Source organism: Nocardiopsis mangrovi, from assembly GCF_042653925.1.
GTDB classification, from domain to species: Bacteria; Actinomycetota; Actinomycetes; order Streptosporangiales; family Streptosporangiaceae; genus Nocardiopsis_B; species Nocardiopsis_B mangrovi.
The window spans coordinates 76,888-101,086 of sequence record NZ_JBHSFQ010000020.1 but is presented as its reverse complement, the minus strand read 5'-3'; the positions used below and the strand labels follow the sequence as shown (position 1 = coordinate 101,086).

Annotated in this window: 25 protein-coding genes and 1 tRNA gene; 16 read left to right on the top strand and 10 right to left on the bottom strand. The window is 72.4% G+C overall.

Annotated features, from left to right (window positions below):
• Positions 1-9: 9 nt before the first annotated feature.
• From ACFO4E_RS19685 to ACFO4E_RS19660, 6 genes are all read right to left on the bottom strand, one after another.
• Entirely contained in the window at positions 10-1,500 is a 1,491-nt protein-coding gene (locus ACFO4E_RS19685) for a serine/threonine-protein kinase (RefSeq protein WP_378576897.1), read from the bottom strand.
• A complete protein-coding gene (locus ACFO4E_RS19680; RefSeq protein WP_378576895.1) occupies positions 1,497-2,936 on the bottom strand; it encodes a peptidoglycan D,D-transpeptidase FtsI family protein in 1,440 nt (479 codons plus the stop codon). The genes ACFO4E_RS19685 and ACFO4E_RS19680 overlap by 4 nt, the downstream gene beginning before the upstream one ends.
• On the bottom strand, positions 2,933-4,366 hold the full coding sequence (locus ACFO4E_RS19675; RefSeq protein ID WP_378576893.1) for an FtsW/RodA/SpoVE family cell cycle protein: 1,434 nt from the start codon (positions 4,364-4,366) through the stop codon (positions 2,933-2,935). The genes ACFO4E_RS19680 and ACFO4E_RS19675 overlap by 4 nt, the downstream gene beginning before the upstream one ends.
• Positions 4,367-5,773: a Stp1/IreP family PP2C-type Ser/Thr phosphatase gene (locus ACFO4E_RS19670; RefSeq protein ID WP_378576891.1), complete on the bottom strand. Its 1,407-nt coding sequence runs from the start codon at positions 5,771-5,773 to the stop codon at positions 4,367-4,369.
• Positions 5,770-6,249: an FHA domain-containing protein FhaB/FipA gene (locus tag ACFO4E_RS19665; RefSeq protein ID WP_378576889.1), complete on the bottom strand. Its 480-nt coding sequence runs from the start codon at positions 6,247-6,249 to the stop codon at positions 5,770-5,772. Before ACFO4E_RS19665 ends, ACFO4E_RS19670 begins: the two co-directional genes overlap by 4 nt.
• Before the next feature lie 256 nt (positions 6,250-6,505).
• Positions 6,506-7,264 carry an FhaA domain-containing protein gene (locus ACFO4E_RS19660; protein WP_378576887.1) on the bottom strand — a complete coding sequence of 253 codons (759 nt, stop codon included), beginning with the start codon at positions 7,262-7,264 and terminating at the stop codon, positions 6,506-6,508.
• 247 nt (positions 7,265-7,511) lie between these two features.
• Between ACFO4E_RS19660 and ACFO4E_RS19655 the strand changes: the two genes are divergently transcribed.
• A tRNA-Leu gene (locus ACFO4E_RS19655) sits at positions 7,512-7,594 on the top strand.
• A gap of 138 nt (positions 7,595-7,732) precedes the next feature.
• Here ACFO4E_RS19655 and ACFO4E_RS19650 read toward each other — a convergent pair.
• Entirely contained in the window at positions 7,733-8,218 is a 486-nt protein-coding gene (locus tag ACFO4E_RS19650; protein ID WP_378576938.1) for an SSI family serine proteinase inhibitor, read from the bottom strand.
• A gap of 92 nt (positions 8,219-8,310) precedes the next feature.
• Here ACFO4E_RS19650 and ACFO4E_RS19645 point away from each other — a divergent pair, with 92 nt between their 5' ends.
• The 8 genes from ACFO4E_RS19645 to serS all read left to right on the top strand — a co-directional run bounded on the left by ACFO4E_RS19645 (position 8,311) and on the right by serS (position 15,569).
• A complete protein-coding gene (locus ACFO4E_RS19645) occupies positions 8,311-8,643 on the top strand; it encodes a rhodanese-like domain-containing protein (protein WP_378576885.1) in 333 nt (110 codons plus the stop codon).
• Positions 8,644-8,738: 95 nt separating this feature from the next.
• Positions 8,739-10,655, top strand: a complete 1,917-nt coding sequence (locus tag ACFO4E_RS19640; RefSeq protein ID WP_378576883.1) for a PAS domain S-box protein — start codon at positions 8,739-8,741, stop codon at positions 10,653-10,655.
• Between the two features lie 181 nt (positions 10,656-10,836).
• Entirely contained in the window at positions 10,837-11,334 is a 498-nt protein-coding gene (locus ACFO4E_RS19635; RefSeq protein WP_378576881.1) for an ATP-binding protein, read from the top strand.
• A 128-nt stretch (positions 11,335-11,462) separates the two neighbouring features.
• The gene (locus ACFO4E_RS19630) at positions 11,463-11,819 is read left to right on the top strand and encodes an STAS domain-containing protein (RefSeq protein WP_378576879.1); all 357 of its coding nucleotides are present in this window, start codon (positions 11,463-11,465) and stop codon (positions 11,817-11,819) included.
• On the top strand, positions 11,819-12,658 hold the full coding sequence (locus tag ACFO4E_RS19625) for a glycosyltransferase family 2 protein (RefSeq protein WP_378576877.1): 840 nt from the start codon (positions 11,819-11,821) through the stop codon (positions 12,656-12,658). The genes ACFO4E_RS19630 and ACFO4E_RS19625 overlap by 1 nt, the downstream gene beginning before the upstream one ends.
• A gap of 60 nt (positions 12,659-12,718) precedes the next feature.
• On the top strand, positions 12,719-13,213 hold the full coding sequence (locus ACFO4E_RS19620) for a DUF4446 family protein (protein ID WP_378576875.1): 495 nt from the start codon (positions 12,719-12,721) through the stop codon (positions 13,211-13,213).
• Positions 13,214-13,287: 74 nt separating this feature from the next.
• Entirely contained in the window at positions 13,288-14,235 is a 948-nt protein-coding gene (gene pheA, locus ACFO4E_RS19615; RefSeq protein WP_378576873.1) for a prephenate dehydratase, read from the top strand.
• Between the two features lie 68 nt (positions 14,236-14,303).
• Positions 14,304-15,569, top strand: coding sequence for a serine--tRNA ligase (gene serS, locus ACFO4E_RS19610; RefSeq protein WP_378576871.1), 1,266 nt, complete (start codon positions 14,304-14,306; stop codon positions 15,567-15,569).
• Positions 15,570-15,644: 75 nt separating this feature from the next.
• On the opposite strand, the gene ACFO4E_RS19605 is transcribed toward serS, so the two are convergent.
• Together ACFO4E_RS19605 and ACFO4E_RS19600 are read right to left on the bottom strand one after the other, a co-directional pair.
• Positions 15,645-16,181, bottom strand: a complete 537-nt coding sequence (locus ACFO4E_RS19605) for a bacterial proteasome activator family protein (RefSeq protein ID WP_378576869.1) — start codon at positions 16,179-16,181, stop codon at positions 15,645-15,647.
• Between the two features lie 39 nt (positions 16,182-16,220).
• Positions 16,221-17,204 (bottom strand): NAD(P)H-quinone oxidoreductase, encoded by a 984-nt coding sequence (locus ACFO4E_RS19600; protein ID WP_378576867.1) that lies wholly within the window; start codon positions 17,202-17,204, stop codon positions 16,221-16,223.
• Positions 17,205-17,435: 231 nt separating this feature from the next.
• On the opposite strand from ACFO4E_RS19600, the gene ACFO4E_RS19595 reads away from it, so the two are divergent.
• Positions 17,436-19,514: a nucleotide-binding protein gene (locus ACFO4E_RS19595; protein ID WP_417618673.1), complete on the top strand. Its 2,079-nt coding sequence runs from the start codon at positions 17,436-17,438 to the stop codon at positions 19,512-19,514.
• Positions 19,515-19,526: 12 nt separating this feature from the next.
• Here the strand turns inward: ACFO4E_RS19595 and ACFO4E_RS19590 are convergent, their stop codons facing one another.
• A complete protein-coding gene (locus ACFO4E_RS19590) occupies positions 19,527-20,372 on the bottom strand; it encodes an IclR family transcriptional regulator (RefSeq protein ID WP_378576865.1) in 846 nt (281 codons plus the stop codon).
• An 83-nt stretch (positions 20,373-20,455) separates the two neighbouring features.
• Between ACFO4E_RS19590 and ACFO4E_RS19585 the strand changes: the two genes are divergently transcribed.
• From ACFO4E_RS19585 to ACFO4E_RS19560, 6 genes are read left to right on the top strand one after another with little or no spacing between them, the layout of a single operon-like run.
• Entirely contained in the window at positions 20,456-21,595 is a 1,140-nt protein-coding gene (locus ACFO4E_RS19585; protein ID WP_378576863.1) for an amidohydrolase/deacetylase family metallohydrolase, read from the top strand.
• A complete protein-coding gene (locus ACFO4E_RS19580) occupies positions 21,579-21,953 on the top strand; it encodes a hypothetical protein (protein WP_378576861.1) in 375 nt (124 codons plus the stop codon). The genes ACFO4E_RS19585 and ACFO4E_RS19580 overlap by 17 nt, the downstream gene beginning before the upstream one ends.
• A 3-nt stretch (positions 21,954-21,956) precedes the next feature.
• Positions 21,957-22,337: an SFCGS family glycine-rich protein gene (locus tag ACFO4E_RS19575; protein ID WP_378576859.1), complete on the top strand. Its 381-nt coding sequence runs from the start codon at positions 21,957-21,959 to the stop codon at positions 22,335-22,337.
• On the top strand, positions 22,337-22,672 hold the full coding sequence (locus ACFO4E_RS19570; protein ID WP_378576857.1) for a DUF4312 family protein: 336 nt from the start codon (positions 22,337-22,339) through the stop codon (positions 22,670-22,672). Before ACFO4E_RS19575 ends, ACFO4E_RS19570 begins: the two co-directional genes overlap by 1 nt.
• Positions 22,673-22,707: 35 nt before the next feature.
• Positions 22,708-23,496 carry a DUF4311 domain-containing protein gene (locus ACFO4E_RS19565; protein ID WP_378576855.1) on the top strand — a complete coding sequence of 263 codons (789 nt, stop codon included), beginning with the start codon at positions 22,708-22,710 and terminating at the stop codon, positions 23,494-23,496.
• Entirely contained in the window at positions 23,496-24,188 is a 693-nt protein-coding gene (locus tag ACFO4E_RS19560; RefSeq protein ID WP_378576853.1) for a DUF4310 family protein, read from the top strand. Before ACFO4E_RS19565 ends, ACFO4E_RS19560 begins: the two co-directional genes overlap by 1 nt.
• Positions 24,189-24,199 lie beyond the last annotated feature (11 nt).

Sequence of the window (24,199 nt, the reverse complement as noted above, 5' to 3'; positions counted from 1 at the left end):
GCCCCGCGCCTATTCGACGTCCGGCTCGCCGTTGCCGGGGCCGGAGCCCGGATCGGGATCGCCGGTCTCGCCGCCGCCAGGGGGCGGCGGGACGTTGTCGTCATCGTCGTCGGGAACGCCGGGGTCGGTCTCGTCCGTTCCATCGTCGGGAGCCGGAATGGAGGGCTGGCTCGTGGCCGGGGCGGAGGTCTCGGGGATCACCGGATCGTCCGGCACAACGGGTGCCGGTGCGCCACCGGTGTCGGGTTCTTGGTCCTCGTGCGGGTGGGTCTCGGTGTCGGAACTGGTGGACGGTGACGAGCTCGGCGCGTCGATGGGCTGCCGGTTGCCGATGTTGCCGCTTTCCTGCGGGTCACCGCCCCACAGCCGGCCCGCCCACGCGACCCCCACCACGAGCACGACCGCGGCCGCGACCGCCGCCAGCACCATCGGCAGGCTGGGCCGCCGCTGCGATGACTCGCGGCTCAGCCTATCGGAGCCGCCCCCGTTCTCCGGGGACCAGGCGGGGTTTCCGGCGGTTCGCCCCGCACCGGGAGCCGGGAAGCCCTCGGGCGTGGTGGGCGGTCCGGCGGCGCCGGCGACCCGGGTCTGGTCGAGGTCGGCGAGGTCCATGGCGGTGGTCGTCCCGCCAACGGCCGGGCCGATCCCGCTGCGCAGCCGCTGGACGGTGCGCGCGACCTCGCCGGCCGACCCCGGGCGGTCCCCGGGCGACTTCTCCAGGAGCCCTTCGACGAACTCGGCGATGTGGGACGGGATGGCGCCGGGAAGGGGCGGCGGGGGCTCGCGGGTGTGGGCCAGGGCGAGCGCCAGCGGGGTGTCGGCGGTGAAGGGCGGCCGGCCGGCCAGGCACTCGTAGGCGACCACGCCCAGGGCGTAGATGTCGGACGCGAAGGTCGCCGGCCGGCCGGAGGCCTGCTCGGGCGAGATGTACTGCGCGGTACCCATGACCATGCCGGTCTGGGTGAGGGTGACCGACTCGTTGCCCCGCGCGATGCCGAAGTCGGTCAGCTTGACCGTGCCGTCCTCGGTGACCAGCAGGTTGCCCGGCTTGATGTCGCGGTGCACGACCCCGCGGGCGTGGGCGGCGGCCAGCGCCGCGGCGGCCTGGCCGACGACCTCCAGGGTCACGCCCAGTTCGAGGCCGTCCTTGCGGCGGAGGATCGACGACAGCGCCTCGCCGGTGACCAGCTCCATGACGATGTAGGCGCGGTCGTCCTGCTCGCCGTAGTCGTAGACCTGCGCGATGCCGGGGTGGGAGAGGCCGGCGGTGATGCGGCCCTCGGTACGGAACCGCTCGCGCGATGTGTGCTCGGCCATCTGCGCCGGGTGCAGCAGCTTGACGGCCACGGGCCGGTTGAGCAGGGCGTCGGTGGCGCGCCACACCGTGCCCATGCCGCCCGAACCGACCTGCTCCTGGAGCTCGTAGCGGCCGCTCAGGACTTCTCCGGCGAGGTCTCCGGGCCCGGTCGGGCCCTGGGCGCCTACGTCGTTGTCGCTCACTCGTTGATCACGGCTTCCATCATCCGCGTTGCGATGGGCGCGGCCAGTGTGCCACCGCTGCCGCCACCGTGCTCGATGACGACCGCGACGGCGACCTGGGGGTCGTCGGCGGGTGCGAAGGAGATGAACCAGTTGTGGGTGGGGCCGCTGCTGGTCTCGGCGGTACCGGTCTTGCCTGCGACCTGGATGCCGTCGATGCGGGCGCTTTCGCCCGACGCGTCGGCGCCCTCGGTGACCCGGATCATCATCTCGGTCAGGTCGTCGGCGACCGACGAGCTGACGGCGGTGGACAGTACCTCGGGGTTGGCCGACTCGATCTCGGAGAGGTCCGAGGCCGAGATGGATTCGACGAGGTAGGGGGCCATGACGTCGCCGCCGTTGGCGATGCCCCCGGCGACCATGGCCATCTGCAACGGGGTGGCCTCGACGTTGGCCTGCCCGATGCCGGCGCGCCCCAGCGTGTTGCGGTCGGTCTCGACGGGGACGAGGCTCTCGGTGACCGGCAGCGGGATGTCGGGGATCTCGGTGTTGAACCCGAAGCCCTCGGCCTGGTCGCTCAGCGCCTGGCCGCCGACGTCGATCGCCCAGTTGGCCATCGAGGTGTTGCAGGACTGCTCGATGGAGTGGGCGAGGGAGTCGGGCTGGCCGCCGTTGCAGGGGCCGCCCCAGGCGTTGGGCAGCGGGGCCCCGAGGTCCAGCGTGGCCGGGGCGTCAATGGTGGATTCGGGGGTCGCCCCCGCCTCCAGCGCCGCCGCGGCGGTGACCACCTTGAAGGTGGACCCCGGGGGGTAGCGCTCGTTGAGGCCGCGGTTGAGCAGCGGCTGCTGCTCGTCGGCCTCCAGGTCGGTCCACGCCTCGCCCGCCGCGGTGGTCTCGGTGACGCTCGCGACCGAGTTGGGGTCGAAGGTGGGGTTGGAGTAGGAGGCGAGCACCGCGCCGGTGGAGGGGTCGAGGGCGACCGCCGCACCGTTCTTGCCGAGCTCGTTGAACCCGTCCATCGCGGCCTGCTGCGCATCGGGGTCGATCGTCAGCTGGACGCTGGCGCCCTGCTGCTCCTCGCCGGTGACGGTGTCGAGGAAGTTGCCGACGGCCAGGCGCTCGTCGGTGCCGTTGAGCAGGTTGTTCTCGCTCTGCTCGATCCCGGTGGAGCTGCCGGCGCGGAAGGCGCCGGTGACCGGGGCGTAGAGCTGCCCGGCCTCGTACTGGCGCTGGTACTGGTCGCTGTCGCCGCCCACGGGCTCGGAGAAGGCGATCTCCTCGCTGCCCACGAGGATCGCGCCGCGCGCCTGGTTCAGGCTGTCGACGAACTGCCGCCGGTTGTAGTCGTGCTCGCGCAGCGCATCGGCCTGGAACGCCTGGATCCACGTCACGTTGAGCAGGAGCACGCCGAACAGTGCCAGCGCGAAGACCGAGAGCCGGCGGATGGGTTTGTTCATCGTGAGATCACCTGGGTTGCGCCTTCGTCCTGAATGGCCTGCGGCGCGGGCTTGCGTGCGTTGTTGCTCATCCGCATCAGCAGGGCGAGCATGATCCAGCTCGACAGCAGGGCCGAGCCGCCCTTCGCGACGAAGGGGATGGTGGCGCCGGTCATCGGGATCACCCGGGTGACCCCGCCGATGACGACGAAGGTCTGGAACGCCAGGAGGAAGGAGATCCCCGAGGCGAACATCTTGATGAAGAGCTCCTTGGACGCGAGCGCGATGCGCATGCCCCGCTCGACGAGCAGCGCGAGCGCCATGAGCATCACCATGACGCCGGTCAGGCCCAGCTCCTCACCGAACGCCGAGAAGATGAAGTCGTTCTGCACCTCCGGCACGTAGGCCGGCTTGCCGCCGCCCATGCCCGCGCCGGTCATCCCGCCCTGGGCCATGGCGAACAGGCCCTGCACGAGCTGCTGGCTGTTGCCGAGGGTCTGGCAGAACGCCTCGGGGTCGTTGAGGAACTCGTCGGTGCAGTACACGTCCGGGCGGAAGGCGTCGAGCCAGGTGACCATGCGGACGCGGAAGTGCGGCACGAACGGGTACAGCACGGCGCAGGCGCCGAAGAACGCGGCGAGCCCGATGATGATCCACGACGAGCGCTGGGTGGCGACGTAGATCATCGCGAGGAACGTGCCGAAGAGCAGCAGCGACGTGCCCAGGTCGTTCATCAGGATGACCAGCACGATGATGCAGAAGCCCCACATGACCGCCATCGGCATGAGGTCGCGGGCGCGCGGCAGGTCGAGCACCTTGAACCCGGCGACCTTGATCTGCTTGCTCGCCAGCGAGAGCACGTCCCGCTTGGTCACCATGTACCCGGCGAGGAAGATCACCAGGGCGATCTTGGCGAACTCCGACGGCTGGAGCGTGGTGACGCCCAGGTTGACCCACTGGCGGGCGCCGTTGACGGTCATGCCCAGGCCCGGGATCAGCGGGAGCAGCAGGAGGACCACCGCGCCCATGGCCATGATGTAGGGGTAGCGCTGGAGGATGCGCGGTTCTTTGAGGATGAAGACGATGCCGGCGAAGAGCGCCATGCTCGCGGCGGTGAGGATGAGCTGGCTCATCGCGCTGCCGCTCTCGGTGTCACCGGTGGCCTCGTACAGGCGCCACAGCATCGCGATGCCGAGCCCGTTGAGCAGCGTGGCCAGCGGCAGCAGCAGGGGGTCGGACCAGGGGGCGAAGAACCGGATGAAGAAGTGGGCGAGGAGCGCGAGGCCGCCGAAGAGGACGGCGTAGACGAAGAGGCTGGCCGGCATCTCGCCGTTGCGGGTGAGCCCGGCCTCGATCATCGCGAACAGCGTGATGGCGACCGCGAACAGCGTCATCACGAGTTCGGCGTTGCGCCGCTTGACCGGTGGCAGCGCGGTGGGGGCCTCGCTCATCTACTCCCCTCCATTGCTCTCCGCGGCGGTGCCCGCGGTGTCGGTGCCGGCGCCGTTCTGCTGGCCCTCGGGTTCCCGGCGGTCGCCGCCGGCGGGGGTATCGCCGCCCGTACCGCCCGGCATGCCGCAGGACTCGGGGTCGCCGGCGCAGGCGTCGGCCTGCTCGCGGAGGTCGGCCACACGCTGGTCGGCTTCGTCGAGGCCGTCGAGCGGGATGGTGTCGGTCACGGCGCTGCGCGCGTTCTCGGGCAGTCCGTCCATGGGGATGCGGGTGTCCTCGACCTGGTTGGCGAGGCTGTAGCCGGCGACGTCGGTGTTGATGCCCTGGTAGACGGCGACGCTCTCGCCGTTCTCGGACGGGCCGATGAAGTACTGGGACGCCAGGTACCGCGAGCCGAAGTAGTAGCCGGCGCCGGCGACGACCGCGACGATGACCAGGAAGGTCACGACCATCGGCCACCAGCGCCGGGTGCGGGCCTCGGGCTCGTCGTCGGGGTCGGGGCCGGCGCCGGGACCGGGGGTGAACGCGGGGATCCGGTCCATCTCGGCGGTGTCGCCGCCCCCGGGACGGTTGAGCCCCTGTGCGCGCCCCGCAGGAGTGTCGGGGGTCATCAGGGGCTCGCGGCGCTGGTCGGCGGCGCCGACCACAGTGGGCTCCTGGGTCGGCCCCTGCGGGTCGGTGGCGGTCTCGATGACATCGGCCACGACCGCGGTGATGTTGTCGGGCCCGCCGCCCCGGTTGGCGAGGTCGATCAGCCGCCGTGCGACGCCGTCGACGCTGCGCTCGGTCTCCAGCGTCTCGCGGATGGTCTCCTTGCTCACCACACCGGACAGGCCGTCGGAGCACAGGAGGTAGCGGTCGCCGACCCGGGCCTCGCTGATGGAGATGTCGGGGTCGACCTGGCTGCGGCCGTCGAGGGCGCGCAGCAGCAGGGACCGCTGCGGGTGGGTGGCGACCTCCTCCTCGGTGATCTTGCCCTCGTCGACGAGGGTCTGCACCAGGGTGTGGTCGTGCGTGATCTGGCCGAACTCCTCGCCGCGCAGCAGGTAGGCGCGGGAGTCACCGATGTGGATCAGGGCGACGCGGGGGCCCGACCACAGCATGGCGGTCAGGGTGGTGCCCATGTTCTCCAGGCGGGGCTCCTCGCGGACCCGCTGGGCCAAGGTGCCGTTGGCCTGTTCGACGGCCTGCTGGAGGGAGCCGGCCATCTGCTCGGTGCTGGGAACGTCCTCGTCGAGGGGCATGAGCGTCGAGATCGCGATGGCGCTGGCGATCTCGCCGCCGGCGTGCCCGCCCATCCCGTCGGCGACCGCGAGGAGGTACGGGCCGGCGTAGGCGGAGTCTTCGTTGCCTTCGCGGAGGCAGCCTACGTCGGAGTACGCGGCGTATCGGAGAGCGATTGTCATTTGCGCAGTTCCAGGACGGTTTTGCCGATGCGGATGGGCTGCCCCACCGTGATGGGCTGGGGGCGGGTCAGCCGCTGCTGACCGAGGTAGGTGCCGTTGGTCGAGCCGAGGTCCTCCACGACCCACTGGCCGTTGTCGGAGAAGATGCGGGCGTGGCGGCCGGAGGCGTAGTCGTCGTTGATCACCAGCGTGGCGTCCTTGGCACGGCCGATGACGATGGGCTGCGACGAGAGGTTGAGGGTGGTCCCGGTGAGCGGTCCCTGGGTCACGACGAGGGAGCGCGGCTCATTGCGGCGGCCGCGGGGGGCCTTGGGGGCGGCGGGGGCGCGGCGGGGCTCGGCGCGCTTCTTCCGTTTGGACTTGGAGGACACGGGACCGAGCAGGTCGGTGCGGATCACTCCGACCGCCATGATCACGAACAGCCACAGCACCCCGAGGAACGTGATCTTGATCAGCATGAGGGTCAAGTCGGACATTGAACTGCTCTTCAGCCCCTGTCGTGTTCCGGCGGGGTGGCGATCATCGGCGCCGCCACCGCGTCTTCTCGGCGTCGAACCTTACGAGATCGTTGCGGAAAAGCCCAGCGAACTCAATGGAGGGGGGTCATTGTGCTCGGTCGGAGGGGGCTTCGCCACTGGAACCCCGGGTGGAGTCCGGACTTTCCCGTGAGACGCCACGGGAACGGATTTGGTTGCGGGCCGGACGGGGCTTTTCGGCCGTGTCCGGCCCTGCTCAGTCGCGGCGGAAGGTCATGGTCGTACGGCCGAGGCTGATGCGGGTGCCGTCGACCAGGCGGGCCCGCTTGACCTGCTGCCCGTTGACGAAGGTGCCGTTGGTCGACCCCAGGTCGATGAGGGTGGCCTCCTCATCCTCGACGCGGATCTCGGCGTGGTGCCGGGAGACGCCGTTGTCCACCAGCCTGAGGTCGCAGTCGGTGCCCCGCCCCAGCAGGGTCACCGGCGTGTTCAGTTCGAAGGACTGCTGCATGCCCTGCGCCGCGGAGGTGCCCTCGACCGCGGCGCCGCCGGGGGAGATCAGCAGGCGGGGGCGTCCCGGCGAGAGTGATTCCCGCGGCTGGTCGCTGACCGGCTGGCGGATCTCGCCGCTTTCGACGGTGGTTCCGCGGATGACGCCCGAACGGATGCGGAACCGCCCCGTCTGGAGGTCGTCCTGGGCCTTGAAGTGGACACGGACCGGACCGACGAAGGAGTACCCCTGCTCCGTTGCGTAGTCGCGAGCCAGTTTGGCGAGCTCTTGGCCGATGCTGTCGGCCAGGACGTCCATCCGCTCCTTGTCGTCGCCGGAAAGCTCGACGACGAAGTCGTTGGGCACCAGGGTCCGGCCCTGGGCGACGATGGCCGCTCGCTCGTCCATCTCTCGCTGTACCGCGCTGGCGATCTCGACGGGCTGTAGCTCCGACTTGAAGGCCCGCGCGAAGGTGCCTTCGATCATGCCTTCAAGCCTGCGCTCGAAGCGTTGGAGCACTCCCACGAGGTACCTCCCTTACTTCACTCCCGATGTACTGACGATCGTAACCGGGTAATCGTGTCCTTGGTTTCACGAGCTGCCCGAGCCGCCGTTCCCGGAGCTCCGCCCGGGGTCGGAGGGGAGCGCGGGGACGGGAGGAAAAGGGTGCGCGACCGGTGTTGTGACCGTGCTAGCCTTACTTCTGTCGCCAGGCGAACGGCCGGAAACCGGACCATCGGGCCTGGTCGACACATCCATGTATATGTCACTCGGGCGGGTGGCGGAACGGTAGACGCGCACGGTTCAGGTCCGTGTGTCCGAAAGGATGTGAGGGTTCAAATCCCTCCTCGCCCACACAGCGCATCCGGTGCGAATCGGATCGCACACATGCGGTAGAAGGTCCTGGTTCCCTGAGGTTACCCCACGGAGCCAGGACCTTCGTCGTTCCCGCTCTTCTCCCATGGAGCGGGACCGGGCGGGCCGGCGCCCTGCTCATGGGGTCAGGACCGCGCCCATGTCCTCGTAGCGTTCGATCTCACAGCTGCCGCTCTTGGTGAACTCGGTGTCGACCTCCGCGTCGCCGACATGGCCGGACACGGCCGCGACCTCCGGGCCGCCGAAGATCTGGGTGCACATCTGGTCGGCGGGCACCTCGGCGAGCGGCTCGGCCCCCGCCTGTTCCAGGTCGGCGCAGGCGGTCTCGGGATCGGGGTGGTCGCCGCCGGCCGGCGAGCAGGTCAGCGTCCACTCCTCAGCGGGCGCGCCGGACGGCGGGTCCGACGGGCTCGCGGAAGGGGCGCCGGCGGCGCCGTCCTCGGCCGTGGACACCGTGATGGTCAGTTCGGTTTCCGGGGCAGGGGTCGGTTCGTCCTCTGGTGTCGATACCGCGGTGGTGCCGCCACACCCCGCGGCCAGGAACCCCAGGGCCGCGAGTGAGGCGAGTCGGACCAGCGCGGTCGATCGGTCGTCCTTGCGCATACCCTGTTCGACGCGGGGGCGGTGGCCGCGGTTCCATCCCGGTTCCATCCCGTTGTTCCGTGGATACGCAAAGCCATCCGAGGAGTGTGTGGATGTTCGGAGACAATGTGCCGGTCGTCGAGGTCAGCACGGTTCCGGTCGACGGCTTCCTGCTCGACGTGCGTGAGTCCGACGAGTGGCGGGCCGGGCACGCTCCGCACGCCGTGCACATCCCGCTCGGCGAACTGGCGCAGCGCGCGGCCGAGGTGCCCCGCGACCGCCAGGTCTATGTCCTCTGCCGGGTGGGCGGACGCTCCGCCCAGGCGGTGCAGGCGCTCAACGACGCCGGCTGGCGCGCGGCCAACATCGCGGGCGGCATGCAGGCGTGGGCGCTCTCGGGGCGCGACATGACGAGCGAGAACGGGGCCCCGCCGCAGGTCGTGTGAGACCCGCGCGGGGTGCGCGGCGGTCGCCCGCCCGCGCATCCCGCTTTTCCGCAAAGGCCGGCCGCCGGGCCGCGCGCGGGTGGCACTATGTCGACGTGGCCCCCGACCGTGCACACCTCAGCGCCGAAGCCGTCCTCGCGTACTCGGCCGACGCCATCGTGGCCATGGACGCCGAGCTGCGGATCGTGCAGTGGAACCCGGCGGCCGAGCGGATGTTCGGCTGGACCGCCGCGGAGGTGGTGGGCGCGACCACGCCGATCGTCCCCGATGAGCTGACCGCGGAGCACCACGCCGTCCTGGAGCGCGTGCGGGCCGGGGGCCCGCTGTCGATCGTCACCCGCAGGCTGCACCGCGACGGTTCGCTCGTCGACGTCCGGGTCGACACCAGCTGCCTGCCGGGCCGCGACGGCGCGGTGGCCGGATGGGTCGCGGTCCACCACCCCTACGAGGACGCCGGGTCGGTGCGGTCGCACATGACGGAGCGGGCGCGGCTCGTGCGGCGGCTGACCGACGTCGTCGCCGACATCAACGCCGACCTCGACCTGGGCGCGGTCCTGGACCGGATCGCCCACAGCCTGACCGAGCTGACCGGCGCCGACGCCGGCGGGTTCGTCCTCATCGAGGACGACCGCCTGCGCCTGGTCAGCCTCACCCGGCTCTCGGACCACCTGCGCGGTTTCAGCGCGCCCCTGGACTCCAGCCTCTTCGGCGAGCTGCTGCGCAGCGGCAAGACCGTGCTGCTGGCCACCGACGACACCCGCAGTCTCGACGACCTCATCTGGGCCGATCTCGACGGGCTGCACACCATCGCGCTGGGCGTCTCCAACGTGCAGGGCCGCCCCTACGGGGCGCTCTACGCCCTCTACAGCAGACGCAGGGTGGGCCATGTCGAGCTGGAATTGCTGGAGCTGCTGGCCGCGCACGCGGGGGTGGCCATCGGCAACTCCATGGCCTACCAGGAGATCGTCCGCCAGCGCGCGCACGAGCACGCCGTCGTCGACTCCAGCGCCGACGGCATCGCGGTGCTGGGACGCAACGGCCGGGTGCGCAAGTGGAACCGGTCGGCGGCGGAGCTGACCGGGTACTCCATCGCCGAGGTCGTGGGGCGCCCGCCGCCTTTCCCGCTGCCCGCGCGGCAGGGGGAGAACATCCGCCACCGGCTCGAAGGGGGCCGGTGGCTGGAGGTCCTCATCACCGACATCCCCGAGACCGGCGAGCGTGTCGTCGACTTCCGCGACATCAGCGAGGCCAAGGCGCTGGAGGAGGAGAAGGACCTCTTCCTGGCGACCGCCGGGCACGAGCTGCGCACGCCGATCACGGTCGTCCAGGGGTTCGCCACGACGCTGGTGCAGCGCTGGGACCAGCTGGACGAGGGCGCGCGCAAGGCGGCGATCGCGACCATCGCGGAGCGCTCGGCCACGTTGGCGCACCTGGTGGAAAACCTTTTGCTGGGCTCCGACGCGGTCGGCGCGGAGTTCACGACCGGCAACCGCCCCTTCGATCTCGACCGGCTGCTGCACGACACCGCGGCGGTGTTCCGGCCGTTCTCCCCGCGGCACACGCTGCTGCTGGAGGTGGCCGACGCCCTTCCGCCGGTGATCGGGGACCCGGTGGCCACCGATGTCGTCATCGGCCAGCTGCTGGAGAACGCGTTCAAGTACTCACCCGAGGGCGGGCGCATCGTGGTGCGCGCGGTCGGCGACGCCGAACTGGTCGTGGTGACGGTCGAGGACGAGGGGATCGGGATCCCGGCCGGCGACGAGGAGCGGATCTTCGGGCGGTTCGTGCAGGGGGAGGCCGGCGACCGCCGCAGGTTCGGCGGGATCGGGCTGGGGCTCTACATCGTGCGGCGCCTTGCGCGCGCCCAGGGCGGCGAGGTCACGGCGCACCCCGGAGACCTGTGCGGGACGCGGATGAGATTCACGTTACACAGGGCTGACGTTCACATGACGGATTCCCCTGGTGCACGGCCGGATTCGGACGCGGTGGCTCCGGACAATAAGGCTGATTAGGCACAACGCCGCAGTTCTGTGGTCATCCGGTGTTTCCAGAGGGACCGAACGGGGCATTTCGGCCCTGGCGGGGTCGCACACCAGGACTTTGCCGTTGCCCGGCCCGGAGAATACGGGTCGACATCGAGGTCAAGGGCGGTGTCACGGGGCGACATCGCGCCGAGGAAGGAGGAGATCGGACGTGCCGAGGGCTGTACTGCTGCCGCACGCGCCGTCGAGCGTGACCAGCGCTCGCCGGCATCTCTGTACCGACCTGCGCGCCTGCAATCTCGACGCGACCAAGGTCAACGACGCCGCACTGGTCCTGAGCGAACTGCTGAGCAACGCCCTCCGCCATGCGGCTCCCCTGCCCGAACCGTTCCCACCCGGATCGGTGCAGGTCTCCTGGGAGGTCGGCCGCGATGCCGGCGGCGCCGGGAGCGGATGGCTGGAGATATCGGTGCGCGACGGCGGCGCCGAGACCCTGCCGCGTATCGCGCGGCCGTCGCTGTCCGCTCTGGGCGGCCGCGGGCTGGGCATCGTCCAGCACATCGCCGCGAAGTGGGGGACCGAGGTCGACGACCGGGTCACCACCGTGTGGGCGGTGCTGGAGGTCGTCGTCGGCGGGGAGGCGGCGGGCCCGGTCGAGCCGCAGGCGTTCGCGGCGGTGTCGGGCCGGAGCCCGGCCGCCGGGGCCTGAGCCCGTACGCCGCCGGGCGGCCCGAGGTTCCCCGGTTCGGCGGTTTCTAATCGTCGCATCGCCATCGATATCGCGAAACACCGTTGACGAGGTGGCCAGCCGACCCCGTGACCGCTACAGTCACGACTGTGGAGCTGAAGATCTCAAGTCGATCTCATGCCGATTACGCGGTGGTCACCGTGCGCGGCGAGATCGACCTCTATACCGCACCGCAGCTACAGAGCGGGCTCGTCAACGCGGTCGACGACGGCGCGCGCCGCCTCATCGTCGACATGTCGCGGGTGGAATTCTGCGATTCCACCGGCATGAGCGTGCTGCTCTCGGCCATGAAGCGCGTGCGGGCCGAGAACGGCGACCTCGAACTGGTCGCGCCCAAGCCCGCGGTCCGCAAGATCCTGGAAGTCACCGGGCTCGACACCGTCTTCACCATCCGCGACTCGACCGACGACCTCCCCATGGCGGCCGGCACGAACGCGTCCGGCTGATGTCCGGCGGCGCCGCCGCGCGCGTCGCGGTCGTCATCGCGGCAAAGGACGAGCAGGACCGCGTGTCCGCGACCGTCGCCGCCGCGCGGGGACTGCCCGGTGTCGACCTCGTCCTCGTCGTCGACGACGGATCCGCCGACCGCACCGCCGATATCGCCGCCGAGGCCGGCGCCCGCGTCCTGCGCCACGCCCGCAACCGCGGCAAGGGCACCGCGATGGAGACCGGCGCCGAAGGCGTCCGCCTCATCGAGGAGCACGAGGCCGCAACGGCCCCGGAAGCCGCGGTCCCACCACGCCATCTGCTGTTCCTCGACGCCGACCTCGGCGTGTCGGCATCGGGGGCGGCCCCGCTGATCGACCCCGTGCGCGCCGGGGAGGCCGACATGGCCATCGCCCTCTTCCCGGCGACCCGCATGCGCCTGGGCGGGCACGGCTTCGTCGTGCGGCTCGCGCGCGACGGCATCCGCCGCACGACGGGCTGGGAACCCGAGCAGCCGCTCAACGGCCAGCGCTGCATCACCCGCGCGGCCTTCGAGACCGCGCGCCCGCTCGCCCCGGGATTCGGGGTCGAGACCGGCCTGACCATCGACGTCCTGCACCGCGGCTTCCGGGTGGTCGAGGTCGAGGTGCCGCTCGACCACCGCGCCACCGGCACCGACCTGCGCGCCCAACTGCACCGGGCGCGGCAGTTCGCCGACGTCGGCCGCGCGCTGGCGGCACGCGAGCTGCGCCCGGCCCTGGCCCGGCGCCTGCGCGCCCTCCGGGACAATGCGCGTACCACGGCCAGGTCCGTATCCCGGAAAATCGTGCAAAGCAGGCCCAAGAAACACGCTGAGTAGTACAACGAAAGCGAACGGTAGCGATTAGTCTCGCTTCTTGTGTTGACTATATTTCTGGCCGTGCTCGGCGTGCTGACCGGTGTGAGCGGGGTGGCCCTGGGCGGCTACGCGCTGCTGCGGACCCGGCAGGCGATCGACGACTGCCGCGAACTCATCCAGCGCATGCTCCCCGACACCAGCGGGTTCGACGTCCGGGCGATCCGCGACGTCGCCGTGGTCCGCTACGACGCCCTGGAGGAGATGGGCGGGGCGCGGTCGTTCTCCCTGGCCATGCTCAACTCGGCCGGCGACGGCGTCGTGGTCACCTCCATCAACGGGCGTTCGGAGTCCCGCACCTACGCCAAGATCATCGAGGCCGGGCGCGCCTACGAAGCGCTCTCGCCCGAGGAGTACCGCGCCATGCGGGCGGCCCGGCTCGGCCAGGGGCCGGGCGACATGGGCACGCGCACCGGGCATGCGGGGGCCGCCGACCCCGAGAGCGGCGAGCCGCCGGTGCGCCCGCTGGGCGGCGAACCCCCCGAGCCGCGGCGGGGCGAGGTCACCGAGAGCGCCTGACCCGGGCCCGCGGCGCGCCGCGCGCCGCGCGGGGGTGGACGCCGGCCGGGCGATCAGCGGATAGCCTGCTGGGTATGCCGAACCGTTACGCCTATCTCGGCCCCGAGGGCACCTTCACCGAGGCCGCCCTCCGCTCCCTGGAGCCCGGCGCGCCGGCCGCGTCGCTGGTCGCGTGCAACGGGGTCGACGCGGTGTTCGCCGCGGTCCGCGCGGGCGAGGTCGAGGGCGGCGTGGTGCCGCTGGAGAACTCCGTCGAGGGCGGGGTGCCGGCCACCATCGCCGAGCTGATCGCCGGCGAGCCCCTCCTCATCGACGCCGAGGTCGCGGTCCCGGTGCAGTTCACGCTCTTCGTCCGCGAGGGCACCGGCCTGTCCGACATCAAGCGCGTCGCCACCCACCCCCACGCGCTGGCGCAGTGCCGCGGCTGGGTGGCCCGCCACCTCGGCGACGCCGAGACGTTCACCGTGTCCTCCACCGCGGCCGCCGCCCAAGCGGTCGCCGAGCCGGGGGCGCCCTACGACGCCGCGATCGCCGCGCCCATCGCCGGCGAGCGCTACGGGCTCACCGCCCTGGTCGAGGGCATCGGCGACCGCCCCGATGCCGCCACGCGCTTCATCCGCATGGTCCGCCCCGGCCCGCTGCCCGCGCCCACCGGTGCCGACCGCACCTCCCTGGTGGCGTTCCTCAGCGACGACCACCCCGGCGCGCTGGTGGAACTGCTCAACCAGTTCGCCGTGCGCGGGGTCAACCTGGTCCGGCTGGAGTCCCGGCCGACCGGCGACGGCCTGGGCCGCTACTGCTTCTGCCTCGACGCCGTGGGCCACGTCGCCGACGCCCGCGTGGGCGAGGCGCTGATGGGCCTGCGCCGCATCTGCAAGGACGTCCGGTTCCTGGGCAGCTACCCGCGGGCGGGCGCCGACACCGAGTTCACCCCCTTCATGCCGTCGCGCGGCACCACCAACGCCGACTTCCACGAGGCCGCGCTGTGGCTCGAACGCATCCGCCGGGGCGAGATCGCCTGATCCGCGCGCCGCGTGCCGCGCGCCGAAACCGGTGTGTGGCGTCGGCCCGGGCCCGGTAACCTGCTCACGTGATCGACCTCCGAGCTCTCCGAGACGACCCCGACCGACTCCGCGCCTCGCAGCGGGCCCGCGGTGAAGACGACTCCATCGCCGACCTCCTGCTCGACCTCGACTCCCGCCGCCGCTCGGCCCTGTCGCGCTTCGAGTCGCTGCGCGCCGAGCAGAAGAGCGTCGGCAAGTCCGTCTCCGCGGCGTCCCCCGGTGAGCGCGAAGAGCTGCTGGCCGCGGCCAAGAGCCTGGCCGCCGACGTCAAGGGGGCCGAGGCCGAGGCCGACCGCCTGGGGGCCGAACTCGACTCCGCCCTGTCCGGGGTGGCCAACCTCGTCGAGGAGGGCGCGCCCGAAGGCGGCGTCGACGACTTCACCGTCCTCGACAGCGTGGGCACCCCGCGGGAGTTCGACTTCACCCCGCGCGACCACCTGGAGTTGGGCGAGATGCTCGGCGCCATCGACACCGAGCGCGGCGCCAAGGTCTCCGGCGCCCGCTTCTACTTCCTCACCGGTGTCGGCGCCATGCTCGAACTCGGGCTGCTCAACATGGCGATGCAGCAGGCCGCGGCCAACGGGTTCACCCCGATGGTCCCGCCGGTCCTGGTCAAGCCCGAGACCATGGAGGGCACCGGGTTCCTCGGCGCCCACGCCGACGAGGTGTACCGCCTGCCCGCCGACGACCTCTACCTGGTGGGCACGTCCGAGGTCCCGCTGGCCGGGTACCACGCGGGCGAGATCCTGCCGGCCGACGCGCTGCCGAACCGCTACGCGGGCTGGTCCACGTGCTTCCGCCGCGAGGCCGGCTCCTACGGCAAGGACACCCGCGGGATCATCCGCGTGCACCAGTTCAACAAGGTCGAGATGTTCGTCTACACCCGGCCCGAGGACGCGCACGAGGAGCACCTGCGGCTGCTGGCGTGGGAGCGCGAGATGCTCGACCGGCTGGAGCTGCCCTACCGGGTGATCGACGTGGCGGGGGGCGACCTCGGCGCGAGCGCCGCGCGCAAGTACGACTGCGAGGCGTGGGTGCCCACCCAGGGCCGCTACCGCGAGCTGACCTCCACCTCCAACTGCACCGACTTCCAGGCGCGGCGGCTGAACATCCGCTACCGCGGCGAGGACGGCAAGCCGCGCTTCGCGGCCACGCTCAACGGCACGCTGGCCACCACCCGATGGATCGTCGCCCTGCTGGAGAACCACCAGCGGGCCGACGGCTCGGTCGTGGTGCCCGAGGCGCTGCGGCCGTTCGTGGGGCGCGAGGTCTTGGAGCCGGTGAAGTCCTAGACCGGGCCCGGCACCGGACGGCACGGCCGGAGCGGAACGACCTCGTTCCGCTCCGGCCGTGTCCGTGCCCGGGCCCTACAGGTAGGGGCCCGACCCTGAGCGCTCCTGGTCCTGGTCGCCGCCGTTGCCCAGCCCGGGCGGCAGCGCCTTGCGCATGTTCTCCAGCTGCGCACGCGCGGCCATCTGCTGGGCGAACAGGGTGGTCTGGATGCCGTGGAACAGCCCCTCCAGCCAGCCCACCAGCTGCGCCTGGGCGATCCGCAGCTCGGCGTCGCTGGGGGTGCCGCCCTCGGTGAAGGGCAGGGTCAGCCGCTCCAGTTCCTCGGTCAGCTCCGGGGCCAGGCCGTCCTCCAGCTCCTTGATGGAGTTGGTGTGGATCTCCTTGAGCCGGGCGCGGCTGGCCTCGTCGAGGGGAGCCGCCTTCACCTCCTCCAGGAGCTGGCGGATCATGCTGCCGATCCGCATCACCTTGGCGGGCTGCTCCACCATCTCACTGAGCGGGCGCTCGCCGTTCTCCTCGTCGCCTTCCTCGCCCTGCCCGGCGCCCACGGAGCCGCCGGGGCCCACGATCAGGACGTGCGGCTGCTCTTCTTCGTTCGGTCCGTTGCTCATCAAACCCTCACCTTGAGGTGTCGCGGTATCCCGGCGTTGTCAGACGGAGAGCACGATCTTGCCGACGTGCGTACTCGACTCAATGATGCGGTGCGCTTCGGCAGCGCGCGGCAAAGAGATCGTCTGGTCCACGATAGGCCGGATCGCGCCCTCATCCACGAGCGGCCACACGTGCTCGGCCACACCGGCGACGATCGCCGCCTTTTCGGCGAGCGGACGCGACCGCAGCGTCGTGGCGTGCACGGACAGCCGCTTGACGAGCATCCGGCCGAGGTCGAGCTCGGCCTTGCGCCCGCCCATCAGCCCGATGATCGTCAACCGACCGCCCACGGCCAGCGAGCGCACATTGGGCTCCAGGTGGGAACCGCCCATGATGTCGAGGATGACGTCGGCGCCCGCGCCGCCCGTCTCCTCCTTCACCCGGGCGGTGAAGTCCTCGCGGCGGTAGTCGATCCCGACGTCGGCGCCCAGCTCCCGGCAGCGCTCCAGCTTCTCGGGGCTGCCGGCCGTGACGATCACGCGGCTGCCGCGCGCGTGCGCGAGCTGGATGGCGAAGGTGCCGATCCCGCTGCCCCCGCCCTGCACGAGCAGGGTCTCACCGGAGCGGAGCCCGCCCACCATGAACACGTTGGACCACACGGTGGCGGCGGCCTCGGGCAGAGCGGCGGCCTCGACGAGGGAGACGCCCGAGGGGATGCGCAGGAGCTGGCCCACGGGGACGGCCACGCGCTCGGCGTAGCCGCCGCCGCTGAGCAGGGCGCAGACCTCGTCGCCGACCGCCCACCCGCTGTCCTCCGCGCCGGGGCCCAGCGCGGCGATACGGCCCGAGCACTCCAGCCCGGGGTACTCCGGAGCGCCGGGCGGCGGCGGGTAGGTGCCCTCGCGCTGGGCGATGTCGGCCCTGTTGACGGCGGTCGCGGCGACGTCGACGAGGACCTCGCCGGGGCCGGGGACCGGATCGGGGACCTCGCTCCAGGACAGGACGTCGGCGGGGCCGGGTTCGCTGATCACAATGGCGTGCATGGTGCGAACGCTACCCCCGGGGACAGGGGCCGCACCCGCCGCGGCGGGTATTGCGGGAACGCCGCCGGTCGGTGGTGCCCGTCTTTGCGCGGGGGTCATATCTTTGTTGACGGAGGCCGAGATAATCGCGACGCTGGGGGCTGGTCTGCCGGCCTCGTCCTCAGCGCGGATCGTGCACGCACAGTGATCGGGCATCCGCGAACCTGAGCAAGCGTTTTGAGGAGAACCGCGTTGGCACAGAGAGAGCACGACGGTTCGGAGCATGCCGGTACGCGTCCGTGGGACGGCGACCCCGAGGCTCCCTCCGGGCAGCAGCCCGACCTGTCTCCGGTCGACCAGTGGTTCGGCGACGACGGCTTCCCGCCGCCCCCACCTTATGCGATGGGCGACGTCCCGCCCCCGCCGCCCTACGCGGTGCCCGGCTACGACCCCCAACCCGCCGACCAGCAGCCGAGCCCCGCCCAGCCGCCCGCTGCGCCGGCCGACCCCTGGGCTCCGCCCGCTTCTCCGGCCCCGCTCGCGCAGTACGACGACGATGACGACGAGCCGCGCACCGTCCGGCTGGGTTCCCAGGACGCCGCCGGCGCGGCACCGCAGGAGCCCCACGGCGGACCTGGCGGGTACGGCGATCCCGGCGCGTACGACGCGCCCGCCCCGGCCGACGAGCGGTGGTCGGCGCCGTCCGCCGGCGCCCCCGGCGCCGAGCACGCGCAGTGGCCGGTGCCCCCGTCCGTGCCGCCGTCGGTGCCTACGGCCGACTACGGCCCCGAGGCCACGGCGCCCTACCTCGGCAACGGTGCGGGCCCCGCCCCCTCGGCACCCGAGGGCCGGTTCGACGACGACATCCCCGAGCCCGAGCAGCTGCCGCCGCTCGACTCCGCCCCCTACGCCGCGCCCCCGCCCGGCGGCGCGGCCCAGGAGTCCCCGTACCAGGCACCCGCTCCCCCGCCCGAGGCGCCGCCGTCCTACCCGGGGCACCCGGCGCCCCAGCAGGCGTGGTACCCCCAGCAGCCGCCCGCCGCGCCGGACCGGCCGGCCGCCGACCGCTACCCGGCTCCCCCGCCGCAGCCGCCACAGCAGCAGCCCCCGCAGCCGCAGTCCTGGCCCGGCCCCTACCAGGCGCCGCCCGGCGACGGCGCCCCGCCGCGCTTCACCGGTCCGCAGCCCGCCGTCCAGCCGCCGGCGCAGCACCCCTCCCAGCCCATGCCGGGGTGGGGACGCCAGGCGTACCCGGGCGCCCCGCAGGAGGCCGCCCGCCCGCCGATGCCGCCCCCCCAGCACCCGCTCCCCGGCCCGGCCGGACCGCCGCAGCCGGGCCAGCCCTTCCAGTACCGCGTGCACATCACCGGGGAGCAGCAGGCCGCGCCGGGCGCACCCGAGACCTCCGAGGCGCTCAACGCCGAGACCCTGGTCAGCAACACCAAGCGCCAGACCAACCACCGGGGCTGGCGCAAGGCGCTCAACTCCGCGACGTTCGGCCTGTTCAACCCGGGGGAGTCCGCCGCCGATGTCCGGCGCCGCGAGCTGACCGCCCGGGCCAGCACGCACGTGGCGGGCGGCCACCACCGGGTGGCGGTGCTCAGCCTCAAGGGCGGGGTCGGCAAGACCACGACCACGGTGGCGCTCGGCTCCACCCTGGCGTCCCTGCGCGGCGACCGCGTGCTGGCGGTCGACGCCAACCCCGACCGCGGCACCCTGTCGGACAAGGTGCGGCTGGAGACCGCGGCCACCATCCGCGACCTCCTCAACGAGAAGGCCACGATCTCCAGATACGCCGACATCCGCGGCTTCACCTCCCAGGCCGCCTCCCGGCTGGAGATCCTCGCCTCCGACCGCGACCCCGCGGTGTCCGAGGCGTTCAGCGAGGCCGACTACCGCGAGGTCTCGCGGATCCTGGAGCACTACTACTCGATCTGCCTGACCGACTGCGGGACCGGGCTGCTGCACTCCGCGATGCGCGGCGTGCTGGGCCTGGCCGACCAGGTGGTCCTGGTCAGCTCCGCCTCGGTCGACGGCGCCCGCAGCGCCAGCGCCACGCTCGACTGGCTGGAGGCGCACCAGTACGGCTACCTGGTGCGGGGCGCGGTGGTCGTGCTCTCGATGGTGCGCACCGACGGCAAGAGCAGCGTCGACCTGGACCGGCTGGAGCAGCATTTCGCCAGCCGCTGCCGCGCCGTGGTGCGGGTCCCGTGGGACTCCCACCTGGAGGAGGGGGCCGAGGTCGACCTCGACCGCCTCTCGCCGGCCACCCGCGACGCCTACCTCCAGCTCGCCGCCACCGTCGGCGAGGCGTTCGCCTGGCCGCGCTGAGCCCGGCGGCGGTCACGACCGCCGGGCCACGTCCCCGGCCGCCTCGCATACCTCCGGGGCCAGCTCCTCCAGTTCCCGGGGCGGGGTGAGGGGCGCGAGGGCGGCGATCGAGACCGCGCCGAGCGGGCGCCCCTCGGCCGAGAGCACCGGGGCGGCGATCGTGCAGAGCACGTCGTCGCTCTCCCCGCTGTCGGCCGCGTACCCGCGTTCGCGCACCCGGGCCAGGTGCTCGCCCAGGCGCCGCGGGTCGGTGATCGTGTGCTCCGTCAGCGCGGGCAGGCCGGTGCGGACGATGATCTCGTCGGCCTCATGGGGGTCGAGGTGGGCCAGGATCGCCTTGCCGAGGGCGGTGGCGTGCAGCGGCAGGCGCGTCCCGACGTGCCAGGCGATCTGGAAGACGCGCCCCGCGTCGGCCACGTAGGTGATCGTGGCCTGGTCGCCGCTGAGCACGGCCAGGTGCACGGTGTGGCCGACCCGTGCCTGGAGCCGCTGGAGGACGGCCTCGATCCCGTGCTGCTCGTTGGCCGCGATGTTGGCGGCGAGCGCGCGCAGCCCGGTGCCGGGCCCGTAGCGCCGGGAGCCGTCGGAGGTGACGAAGCCCTCCGCGATCAGTGTCGCCAGGATGCGGTGCGTGCTCGCTTTGGGGACCCCGGCGGCGTCGGCGATCTCGGTCAGCCTGCCGAACCCGCCCAGCCGCCCCAGCGCCGCCAGGACGCGGACGGTCTTGCCCACGGAGTTCCCGGCCGTGGCGCCCGGCGGGGGATCGGCGGGGGAGTCGGCCGGGGAGGCGTCCGGCGGGGCGTCGGCCGCGGCCCCCCGCGGCGTATCGGCATCGCCGTCCGGCGTGAGTGCACTCATTGACCAGGCCGCACCCTTCAATTACCTTGTAGTCCATTCTACGGAATTCCGGTTCATTCTACGGAACATCCTGGAGGTCCGTCATGCCGGTGCCCCGTCCGGTCGGCCCCTTGGTGGTGCGCGGCGGCCACGTCCTCGACCCCGGCGGCGGGCTCGACGCCCCGATGGACGTCCTCGTCGACGGTCCGCGGATCGCGGCGGTCGACGCTCCCGGGGCGTTCGACGCGACCGGGCACCCGGTCGTCGACGCCGCCGGCTGCCACGTCTCCCCCGGCTTCATCGACCTGCACGTCCATGTCGACGCCCCGGCCACCGGCCTCGGGGTCGACGCCGATGCGATCGGCGTCGGCCAGGGGGTCACCACCGTCGCCGACGCCGGGAGCACGGGGCTCGACACCCACGCCGCGTTCCACCGCGGCGTCGTCACCGCCGCCACCACCCGGGTACTGAGCTGGCTCAACCTGGCGCCGGCCGGGCTGTCCCAGGGCCTGAGCGAACTCGCCTGCCCGTTGCGCCCCGACCCCGGCCGGTTCCGCGCGCTGCTCGACGCCCACCCCGGGATCCGCGGGATCAAGGTCCGCATGAGCCGCTCCGTCGTCGGCGACCAGGGCATCGCACCCCTGCTGCACGGCCGCGCCCTCGCCGACGACCTCGGGCTGCCGATCATGGCCCATGTCGGCCAGGCGCCGCCGTCCCTCGGCGACGTCGCCCGCCACCTCCGCCCCGGCGACGTCATCACCCATGCCCTGCACGGCAAGGGCGACGGCCTCCTCACCCGCGAGGGGCGCGTGGCCGGCCCGGTGCTCGACGCCCGGCGGCGCGGGGTCCGCTTCGACGTCGGACACGGGAGCGCGAGCTTCTCCTTCGACGTCGCGCGCCGGGCGCTGGCCGCGGGGTTCCGGGCCGACACGGTCAGCACCGATCTGCACCGGGAGAACGCCGGCGGGCCGGTGCACAGCCTCGCCGAGACCATGGGCAAGCTCCTCGCGATCGGCTACACCCTGCACGAGGTGGTCGCGGCCGTCACCCGCGCCCCGGCCGGCGTGCTGGGCCGCCCCGACCTCGGCGCGCTGCGGGCCGGGGCGGTCGCCGACCTGACGGTCTTCCGGGTGGAGGCGGCCGACCGCGAGTTCACCGACTCGACGGGCGCGCGCCTGCGCGCCACGCGGGTCGTGCGCCCGGTGGGAGCGGTGCGGGGTGGTGCGCATGTACCCGCTCGCTGACGCGGCCCGGCGCGTGTGCGCGGAGATGGCGCTCGGCCCCGGCGAGGCCGCCGAATTGCGGACGTTCCTGGCCGCGGCGGAGCGCACCGCCGAAACGCTGGGCGCCAGGTTCGACGAGGGCCGGGCCATGGGCCTCGCGGCGCATTCGGCCGGGTTCGTCCGGCGCCTGCGCGGCGCGCCCCCGCTGCCGTCCGTCAGCGCCGCGCTCTTCGACGAGATCGACGACGACGTGCGCGGCGCCGTCGCCGGCCTCCTGCGCGGCCACACCCGGGCGAGCGGCCGCGCCGGCCCCGGCGACGACGAAGTCCTCCTCTTCGCCATCCACTTCCAGATCGCCAAGAGCAGTTCGTGGAGATGAGCAATGACCGACAGGACCGGCAGGATCAAGGTCGTCATCGGCGACCGGCTGGGCAATGGGCACAACGTCGCGGCGGGGGTGACCGAGGCGGGCGGCGAGGCCATCCTCATCCCCGGCCCCGGCGCCGACATGAAGATCGGCGACATCATGAACAGGGAGGGCGCCGACCTGGGGATCAGCTTCTGCGGTAGCGGAGGGGCCGGAGCCATCACCGCCAAGGTCAAGTACGGCTACGACGTGGAGTTCGGGCTGCGCACGATCGAGGCGGGCGTCACCGCGATCCGCGCGGGCAAGCGGATCGTCGGGTTCGGCTTCCTCGACCAGCACGACCTCGGCTACCGCATCACCCGCGAGTACCTGCTGCTGCACGGCGGGGACGCCTGATGGCCGCCGAGGAGCTGGCCGTCGAGGTCAGCGGGGCCGGCCCGACCCGGGAGCGCGCCTTCGGCGCCGCCATGGCCCAGGTGCAGGCCCAGGTCCGCGACCGGGTGCCGGGCATGCCGGTCCGCATCGAGCCCCGCGGCATCGCCCTGGTGCGCGCCACCGAGGAACGGCGCACGGAGCGCTTCCTCGGCCTGTTCCTCCCCCGGACCAGGAGCCACTTCACCCTCGTCGTGAGCGTCACCGTGCAGGTGACCGCCTTCCCCCTCGACGACGTCGAGTTCGCCCTCCGCGACGAACGCCTCTCCCCGATCCAGCGCCTGCTGCACCTGCGCTGACCCCCTCAGCGCGAGAGATGGGAGCGGTCCCCCCCGTGAGCGATTTCCTCATCGTCCTGCTCGAATCCGTCGTCATCGGCGCCCTCGCGGGTTTCGGCGCCAGCGCCGGTGTCGCCCGCATGTTCCACGCCCCAGCGGTCCAGGGGATGGGCGCGTTCCGCACCCTCGGCGAGCTGAACGCGTGCGAGAACGACTCGGTCGCGCACTTCTCCTTCGGGTTCGGGTTCGTCTTCAACTCCTGGGCGTCGACGGTCGGCACCGGCGCGCTGACCGCCGACGTCGACCACCGGATCATCCCGCACTGGGCGGCGTCGATCACCCTGCTGCGCCGGCGCACCGTCGCCGAGACCCTGCACAACCCGCGGCGCATGGCACTGTGCGGCACGGTGGTCGGCGCCGTGCTGGTGACCGCCCTGAACTCCACGGTCAGCGCGGTTCCCGCGGGCCTGCAGACCGTGGCCGCGGAGGTGCTGGTGCCGGCGTCGGAGTGGCTCATCAACCCGGTGATGCCGATCCTCTTCTGGATGGCGGCCATGGACGCCGGGCGCCGCACCGGCGCCTGGGCGACGGTGCTCGGCGGCCTCGCCCACGTGGTCATGGGCAACGCGGTGCCGGGGATCGTGCTGGGCATCCTCGTCGGCAAGGGCGTCGACGACGGCGGCTGGAACCGGGTCACGCGCGTCCTGGCCGGCGCGGTCGTGCTGCTGTTCACCCTGAGCGCGTTCTTCCGCGGTATCGACATCCAGCTCCTCCAGGACATGGAGCTCCCCGTCCCCGACTGGCTGGCCGGCCTGCACACGGCACTCGGATCGGAGATCGACTGATGAGTACGACGGACGGCGCCCCGGAGGGCGCGGGTGCCGGCGGCGACGCCGCCCCTTCCGGGTTCTGGTACGCGGAGTGGACGTTCCCGCTGCTGGTGGCCTCGCTGGCGGCCAGCGTCTTCGCCGGGACCCACCTCTACTACGTCTACGGCACGGGCATCTTCAACGACATCGCCGTCGTGGCGCTGCTGCGCGCGGGCATGGAGGGCGGCGGCTACGGCGCGGCGGCGGCGTTCGGCACCGGCTTCCTCGTGGCGCGCGTCATCGAGGGGCCGATGGTCGGGATCCTCGACATCGGCGGGTCGATCCAGACCGGTATCGGGGTGGGCCTGCCGGCCATGATCCTGGGCGCCGGCTTCACCCTCCCGCTGGAGAATTTCTGGCTGTCCCTTCTCGTGGGGGCGGTGGCGGGGGCCGCCATCGGCACCATCGTGATCCTCATCCGCCGCTACACCGTCAACTCCTCCGCGGTCCCCTCCACGTTCGGCGCGGGCATCATGATGGGCGCCGGCAACTCCGCGGGCCGCTACCTGGGCCCGCTGATCATCATCGCCGCGGCCACCGCGTCGATCCCCATCGGTATCGGGGCGACCGCCGGCGCACTCCTCTTCTACCTGTGGCACAAGCCGCTCACCGGGGGCGCGATCCTCGGCGCCATGGCCATCGGTGTCTTCTTCCCCCTCTCGTCCTAGGAAGGCGGTCC